This is a genomic window from Pseudoalteromonas shioyasakiensis, from assembly GCF_022398475.1.
Lineage (GTDB): Bacteria > Pseudomonadota > Gammaproteobacteria > Enterobacterales > Alteromonadaceae > Pseudoalteromonas.
The window spans coordinates 1-8,097 of the sequence record NZ_JAKEVM010000170.1; the positions used below are offsets into that span (position 1 = coordinate 1).

An 8,097-nucleotide genomic window follows, 5' to 3' on the forward strand; every position below is an offset into this window, starting at 1 on the left:
CATCAAATAGCTAACCACTGCGGCATTTAATTAAACTATTATTTAAATTCAATAACTTAAATTTAAATAATGGCGTATCTACACTTTAGTAGTAGCAGATTGCATAGTGGCTATTTCTTTTAGTTATACCCCGAGCGTGCTAGCATTTAATTTCTGAAATTTTTGAATACTAAAAATTATGAGCCTATCTGAAAAAAACTTAGCTTTTGTTATGCACTGCGGTGAAATGGGTAGCCGTTGGGGCTTTAACCGCACCATTGGTCAAATGTGTGGATTATTAACCATTACTAAAGAGCCTATGACCGCCAATGAAATTGCCGATACCTTAAGTATCTCGCGCGGAAACGTAAGTATGGGCATTAAAGAGCTACAGTCTTGGCGCTTAATTAAAGTGCATCATATTCCGGGTGACCGTAAAGAATACTACGGCCCTGCTGGCAGCATTTGGGATATGGCCAACCGCGTATTCGAAGAGCGTAAAAAACGCGAGATAGACCCAACCCTAAGCCTGCTTCGCGATAACATTTTAGAAGAAGCCCACACAGATGATGAGCGCTTTGCTCAGCAGCAAATGCAAGAAATTCACGACCTACTCGAAACCGTTACTAAGTGGTCAGCAGAGCTACAACGCTTAAGCCCTGAACAACTTCAAAGCCTAATGAAACTAGGCTCTGGCATTGGTAAGGTGCTTGATTTTAAAGATAAGATTTTGAAAAAGCCGGGGAAGAGTGAGTAAATTGCTAGGGGAAAGTTTCGAGTTACAAGAGTAAAGTTTGTAGGTCGTGCTTTAGCGCGTCATTTTAAAAATGTTCAAGATATTGTCGCCATAAATGACGACCTACATCAAAATAATCTCTCGGCGTAGGGCGTTTTAACGCCGAAAATGTAGCTGCGATTTTGTATCGCGTCCCAGAGCCTAAACCCTAGAGCCTAGTGTTTTCTATCGTAGGCGTGAAACTTGTTTCGCGCGCTCTCTTGTAGGTCGTGCTTTAGCGCGATTGAGGGGAAAGTTACAAGTTACGAGAGTAAAGTTTGTAGGAGGCGTTTAACGCCGAACATCTAAAGATTCACGGCTGAAGCCGTTCCTACGGAATTCACGCGCACTCTTGTAGGTCGTGCTTTAGCGCGATTGAGGGGAAAGTTACAAGTTACGAGAGTAAAGTTTGTAGGAGGCTTTTCAACGCCGAGTATTTGAGATTCACGGCTGAAGCCGTTCCTACAAAAAATGTTCAAGATTGTGTCGCCATAAATGACGACCTACACCAATCCCCTCGGTGTAAGAGGCGTTTTAACGCCGAATAAGTTAGCAAGTTGCTTGGGTAAAACTTGTAGCTTTACCCTTGGTACTTGCTAACTTTTATTACTCAATTACTTAATCGCTGGGTAACCGATACGATCTGATAAGTAACCAACACTGGTTGCAAAGTAATACGAGCGATTCCAGTGCATAAGTGCTTTATAGTTATCGTAGGCTAGATACATACGACCGTTTACGTCATCTGGCATTACCATTGCAGCGGTAACATCAACGTTTGGTAGGTCACTACCATCCATTTTACGAACCCCAAGAGCTTGCCAATCAGCAAGACTGCGTTCTGAATCTTTCCAATACTCTAACCATTGGCTGCGTGTTCTAGTGCCACGCTTAAGAATATTAGAGTTATCAAAGCCTTCAGGTAGTTTAACTTGGCGACCCCAGGTTAAATCATCGTTCCAACCTGCTTGTTTAAGGTAGTTAGCAATTGAAGCAAATGCGTCTTCTTCTGTGGTCCAAATGTCTTTGCGGCCATCACCGTTGTAATCAACAGCGTAAGCGTTAAATGAGGTTGGCATAAACTGCGTTTGCCCCATTGCACCAGCCCATGAGCCTTTGAACTTATCTAGGGTAATGTGACCCTCTTTTAAGATATCAAGCGCTGCCCAAAGTTGGTTTTTGTACATGGTTTCGCGGCGACCATCAAAAGCTAGTGTAACTAATGATGCAATCACACTGTGACCACCTTGGATTTTACCAAAGTTACTTTCAAGGCCCCAAAGTGCCACAATAAAACGTGCTTGAACGCCGTATTCTTTAGCGACTTTTTCAAGAACCTCTTGGTTTTCTTTGTATAGCTTACGCGCGCGGTCAATTTTCCATTGCGGCACACGTTTTGGTAAATAAGTTTCGAGCGTTTCTTTTACTTCTGGCTGATTTTTATCAGCTGAGATCACTTTCTTTTTGAATTTAGCTGTTGCAAGTGCTTGATCAACTAAGGCTTCATCATAGCCTTTTTCAAGTGCTTCTTTTTTTAATGCTGCAACGTAAACGTCAAAATCAGCTTGTGTCTTTTGTTCTGCCAATACTGAAGTACTTAGTGAAGCACTGAGTAAAATGACGGCAAGTTTTTTAATCACTCTCAACTCCCTTGTCTTTTTTAAATTGGGTTAACAGATTTTCTTCCGGCGGAGGTAATTGCAAGTAGAACCCTTGGTCAATTAACGCTTGCTTAACCGCGTCTAAGTCTGCCACACCTAACTTTTCACGGCTCGCTAGATTAATCATCATCACGTACTTAGGTAGACCAAACGTTTCTAGTAATGGTTCAGGTACGCGTGAGAAATCATCTCTTTTTTCTACAAAAAGGTATGTATCCGCTTTTTTAATACTTTTATACACCGCAGTTAGCATTATGGCCCTATAATATCTTGCTTAACGAAGGCGCACACTATAACATGAGTGATATAATAAGTTAGAAAAAATAGATTAGATTTTTACTGTATATGCCTTGTTCAGCCTGTGTTTATACTTAAATGATGCTAATCCAGACAATTCAATTGAGCGTGTATGTCGGAACAAATTTTTGAATTAAAAGGGAACCTTTTTACGTTATCTGTTTTACATTTATTTTCAGCAGATACAGCCCTTTTAAGTAAGCAGTTAGATGAGAAAATCGCCCAAGCACCTAAGTTTTTTGCCGGTGCGCCTATCGTAATCAACTTAAGCGACGTACAAGATGAAGCGCTTGATTTCTCTTTCTTAAAATCAATGTTAAGCGGCCTTTCGTTAAACCCTGTTGGGGTTTGTAATGGCTCTCAAGAGCAAAACGAAAGCGCAAAAACTGCGGGCCTGTCGGTGTTAAATTATTCACAAGACGTTAAGGGTGCAACCGCTAAACAACAAACAAATACATCTATCGTTGAAAAAACCGTTCACCTGCCTGCGCAAGTTATTCACGGCACTGTACGTTCGGGCCAGCAAGTGTATGCAAAAGATCGCGACCTAATCGTAATTGGTGCTGTAAGTCATGGCGCCGAAGTGATTAGCGATGGCAACGTGCACATTTATGGCACCCTTCGCGGCCGTGCAATTGCAGGGGCTAAAGGTTACAACGAAGCAAATATATTTTGCCAAAAATTAGAAGCAGAACTTGTTTCGATTAATGGTAGTTATTGGATCAGCGACTCTCTACAAGGTGAACACTGGGGCAGCGCAGTACAAATCCAACAAAAAAATGATTCATTAGAAATTTCAGCTTTGGTTAAAGGATAAATCTCATGGCAAAAGTGATTGTCGTTACTTCTGGTAAAGGTGGTGTTGGTAAAACCACATCGAGTGCTGCGATTGGCACAGGTTTAGCGCTTAAAGGCTTTAAAACCGTTATTATCGACTTTGATATTGGTCTACGTAATCTTGACCTTATCATGGGTTGTGAACGCCGTGTTGTTTATGATTTCGTAAACGTAATTAATGGCGAAGCTAACCTAAATCAAGCACTTATTAAAGATAAGCGCGTTGATAAGCTACATATTTTACCTGCCTCACAAACCCGTGATAAAGACGCCCTAACCCGTGACGGTGTTGAGCGCGTACTAAACGAGCTGAAAAAAGATTTTGATTACATTGTGTGTGATTCTCCAGCGGGTATCGAAGCTGGTGCAATGATGGCAATGTACTTCGCTGATGAAGCGATTGTAACAACGAACCCAGAAGTATCATCAGTACGTGACTCTGACCGTATTCTTGGCATTTTACACAGCAAATCAAAACGTGCTGAAGAAGGCCTTGAAAGCGTAAAAGAACATCTACTACTAACTCGCTATAATCCTGAGCGTGTTGAAAAAGGCGAAATGCTTTCGGTAGAAGACGTACAAGAAATCTTAGCGATTAAACTACTGGGCGTTATTCCTGAATCACAAGCTGTACTTAGTGCATCGAACTCTGGTCAACCGGTTATCCTTGATGGTGAATCGGATGCAGGCCAAGCATACACAGATGCAATCAATCGTTTATTAGGCGAAACTGTTGGTTTTCGTTTCTTAGACGTAGAGAAAAAAGGCTTATTTAAACGGATTTTTGGAGGTTAATGTGTCTTTACTTGACTACTTCCGCTCAGAAAAGAAAAGCAGTGCGTCATTAGCAAAAGAGCGATTGCAGATCATTGTCGCGCACGAACGTTCACAGCGTGGTACACCAGATTACCTACCACAGCTAAAACAAGACATCCTTGATGTTATTCGTAAATATGTGAATGTAAACACTGATGCAGTTCAGGTTCAGTTTGACCAAAACGAAGATGACTTAGCCGTACTTGAGCTAAACGTCACTTTACCTGACGAAGAAAAGAAATAGTCAAAATTGGGCGCTTAGTTTTTTAACTGCGCCCTTTTTAATTTCTGCCACTGCATATGAAACTCATAGTCGTCTTCGCCTAGAGTTTTAAACCCTGCCCGTTGATATAATCCATACGCTGGATTAGCTTTTAGCACCGTTAAATTTATCTCTGCTGTTTGCGCTTTGAGTGCATCTAACACCTTAGTGCCTAAGCCTTTGCCCTGCTCTTTAGGTGCAATTTGTAGCTGTAATAAACTGATTGCTTGGTCACTTACAATGAACTTGGCAGCGCCTACACATTGCCCATCATTTAACACTAAATGACTGTGCTCAAAATGCTCAGCCACTCTCGCTTGATGTTGCTCAAGTGATAAAAACAACCCTTGATTCTCTAAATGCTCAACCATGGTATTTAATCTTAAGTCGAGTAAATAGGCTTTGTCTTGCTCTGTAGCTGCTACAAACTTAATCATTATTGTCTTAAAAAAGAAAAAGGTACTTTAATAAAAGTACCTTTTTAGGTTGTAACAAACAACATGCCTATGGTTAAAAGTTATAATTTGCGCCTAGGTAAAAACGGCGGCCCGAATATTGGTTATAGGTAAACCGATTGCTTTGTTTCCAATAACCTTCTTCTATTTCTTCTGTTAGGTTTACCACTGACGCTGTAAACGAAAGATCCTCTGTTAGGTTATACGAGGCATTCACATCTAGCTGACCATAGTCTTTGGTATACAAGTTGTAGCCTTGGTGAATACCGTTGGCACGGTCATCTTTCCAGTTATATGACGCACGAACACTAAAGTCGTCATTCTCAAAGTACACCGACACATTATATTGGTGCTTAGCGGTGCCTGGGATCTCCGCCTCTGTTTTTTGCCCGTCTGTCGAGACTTCGCTGGTGCTGGTATCTGTGTAGGTATAGTTAGTTAAAATACCAAAACCATTATCAAATGAGTGCTGGAAGAACAGCTCTAAACCTTCTGATTTTGCATCACCCCCACCCACTTTGGTATTCATTTCGACTTCGATTGGGCCGTTACAACAATCGTGTTCACGCTCTACAATTTCTACGGTCGAGATTGGTAAGTTAGAAATATCTTTAGAGAATAAAGTCGCACCCAGTGCAGAGCCATCGCCGTAATACCATTCAATACCTAAATCGAATTGGTCAGATAACATAGGTTCAAGGCCTGTGTTTACCGAAGTACCATTACCACGGCCTGTCCAGGAATCAGGCGAGTTAATATTAACTGGAGGACCGTAAGACTCTGCTTGGCTTAAGTCTGAATAGCTCACTCTTGCCATGGTGCGTGCTGCGGCAAAGCGCACCACAAGATCTTCGGTTGCATCCCATGCAAGGTTAAAGCTTGGTAGTACTTCACTGCCATCGCTACTGCGCTCGTTTGGATCCGTGTCATCATCATCTTGGCCAATGACGTCATCGTAGGTCAAGGTGCTTAGCTCTGTATTCACATAACGCACACCGACATTACCGCGGAAATCTTGCCACTCAAAATCAGCTTGAGTGTAAACAGACCAAATTTTCTCTTCAAGGGCGTACGTGCCCGAAAGTGTTGGCACTACAGTCTGGCTAAAGTTTTCTTTTAAGTAATCATCCAGCGCTCTAAAATCAAACGCTAAAAAGTTAAATGCGCCTGTATCACCCGCGCTGTTATCAACTACATGGTCGCTTACCAATGTTGGCGCATCTGGGTGAAAATCTGGATTATGGAACCACTCAGTCCCTGGTAAGTAACCGCGGTAACCGCCATTGTCAGCGATGCCGTCATCCCAACGAAAGTCATTACGAATGCCTTTAATTTCGTGGTCGCGATATTTAGCACCTACATACACACGGGTGAAAAAGTTGCCATCGAGGTCAAATTTTACATCTGTTTGAATGTAATCTTCTGAGTCTTCATTTTCAGATGAGTAAGAGTCAAACCAATCGTAATACTGGTATGCTTCTTTATCGGTGGCTAAATCAGTCGACACTTCGTAGCTTGGTTTACCGTTTTCAATTGACCATAACCAGCTATTTACTGAGCCTAAACGCGCATCAATATTGGCGTAGGTTTCTTTTGAGGTGCCGCCTTCAGCTTCAGTATGACCCAGCTTTAATGTAACACTGTAAGTATCACCATAATAAGTGCCTTCAAAATCATAGGTATTTGATTTTGATTCGCCAAAACGCTCACGCCCTGTTAACTGCGGTGATAACAAACCACGGCGAACAGCCACACCACCATTTACATCGGCATCACCCCAGTTATTATCATTGAGTAAACCATTATCGCCATTACCGTAGGCAACCACAGTATCGCCATCAAGCACAATGCCGTAATACGGGTTGTGGTTATCATTCCACTCGGCAAAAGTAATGCTTTGCCCTGTTTGGTCGTAGCCTAACTTAGCACCAAAATAGTTAAAGTTTAAATCAAGTCTGTCACTCGGTGCCCACTGAACAGCCACTTGATAACCATCGCGTGTACGGTCTTGGTTTGAGTTATTAACACTCATCGCACGCGGTGCCCACACATTGTTGTACACTTCGCCAGTGGCTTGGTCTACCAGCGCTGGACGCTCTGCACCTTCAACGGTATCTGAGTGAAAACGCCAGTGTGATGCGTTGTTAGTGATGGTTGTTACGGTGCGATCTTGACGTGTAAAGCCGGCCAGTACACCAAAGTTTTCGTCGTCATTTTTCCATGAATACAGCACGTTAACTTGCGGCTTTGTGTCTTCAGACACATCATCGTAAGTCACCTCTGCACTTAACGCCCCTGAATTTGCTTCCATCTCAAGCGGTTTACGGGTGTGTAAAATAACCGTACCACCAATACCGCCTTCATCGATGCGTGCTTCTGCACTTTTGTACACTTCTACACTTTTGATCATGCTTGAAGGCAATAACGTGTAATTAAAACTACGGGTAGGAGTACCAGAACCAGATGAAGCAATATAGTTACCGTTTAATTGGGTGAGAGTCCAATCTGGTGACGTACCACGAATACTCACGCGGCTACCTTCACCACCGTCGCGGTCAATCAAAACGCCCGATACACGTTGCAATGAGTCAGCGACGTTTTTATCAGGAAACTTACCAATATCCTCTGCAGTGATTGCATCAACTGTCGCTGTTGAAAGTCGTTTTATTGCTAAGTTTTCTGCAGTTGAAGAACGAATACCCCGTACTTCAATCACTTCTACATCTTCATTTGCTTGCTCTGCTGCGTAACTTGTATTGATTGCCGCCAGTAGCGAAATCAAAATTGCATTACGCTTAAAATGCCTTCCTTGCCCTTTTGTTTTTATTACAGTTTGCTTGCCCATGCCTATCTCCAGTTGTGTGTTCTGTTTTTGTTTAAGAGCCTTTAGCCCCTGCAAAAACGATTTATTGTTGTCGGTTTTTAAACTGATTATTGGTAGTTAACAGCTTGTTAAACTCAAATTCAGAATAGGGTGAGTGGTCAAAAAGTGATAATAAAAATTCGGTGAGAGAT

At 42.2% G+C, this 8,097-nt stretch carries 8 protein-coding genes; 4 read left to right on the forward strand and 4 right to left on the reverse strand.

The annotated features are described in order from the left end of the window. Positions 1-178 precede the first annotated feature (178 nt). Complete coding sequence (locus tag L1D51_RS19435) at positions 179-736, forward strand: GbsR/MarR family transcriptional regulator (protein WP_119852928.1); 558 nt, start codon at positions 179-181, stop codon at positions 734-736. A 632-nt stretch (positions 737-1,368) separates the two neighbouring features. On the opposite strand, the gene L1D51_RS19440 is transcribed toward L1D51_RS19435, so the two are convergent. Beyond that, positions 1,369-2,394 (reverse strand): lytic murein transglycosylase, encoded by a 1,026-nt coding sequence (locus L1D51_RS19440; protein WP_239964556.1) that lies wholly within the window; start codon positions 2,392-2,394, stop codon positions 1,369-1,371. Continuing rightward, complete coding sequence (locus tag L1D51_RS19445) at positions 2,387-2,668, reverse strand: YcgL domain-containing protein (RefSeq protein ID WP_239964557.1); 282 nt, start codon at positions 2,666-2,668, stop codon at positions 2,387-2,389. Before L1D51_RS19445 ends, L1D51_RS19440 begins: the two co-directional genes overlap by 8 nt. Positions 2,669-2,824: 156 nt before the next feature. Here L1D51_RS19445 and minC point away from each other — a divergent pair, with 156 nt between their 5' ends. Genes minC through minE form a run of 3 tightly spaced genes read left to right on the forward strand, consistent with a single transcriptional unit; the run spans position 2,825 to position 4,609 of the window. Next, positions 2,825-3,529, forward strand: a complete 705-nt coding sequence (gene minC / locus L1D51_RS19450) for a septum site-determining protein MinC (RefSeq protein ID WP_239964558.1) — start codon at positions 2,825-2,827, stop codon at positions 3,527-3,529. Between the two features lie 5 nt (positions 3,530-3,534). Continuing rightward, a complete protein-coding gene (minD, locus tag L1D51_RS19455) occupies positions 3,535-4,344 on the forward strand; it encodes a septum site-determining protein MinD (protein ID WP_239964559.1) in 810 nt (269 codons plus the stop codon). Position 4,345: 1 nt separating this feature from the next. Beyond that, a complete protein-coding gene (minE, locus tag L1D51_RS19460) occupies positions 4,346-4,609 on the forward strand; it encodes a cell division topological specificity factor MinE (protein ID WP_054552047.1) in 264 nt (87 codons plus the stop codon). A 14-nt stretch (positions 4,610-4,623) separates the two neighbouring features. Here minE and L1D51_RS19465 read toward each other — a convergent pair whose 3' ends face one another. Continuing rightward, positions 4,624-5,064, reverse strand: coding sequence for a GNAT family N-acetyltransferase (locus L1D51_RS19465; RefSeq protein ID WP_239964560.1), 441 nt, complete (start codon positions 5,062-5,064; stop codon positions 4,624-4,626). Between the two features lie 73 nt (positions 5,065-5,137). Further along, the gene (locus L1D51_RS19470; protein ID WP_239964561.1) at positions 5,138-7,927 is read right to left on the reverse strand and encodes a TonB-dependent receptor; all 2,790 of its coding nucleotides are present in this window, start codon (positions 7,925-7,927) and stop codon (positions 5,138-5,140) included. Positions 7,928-8,097 lie beyond the last annotated feature (170 nt).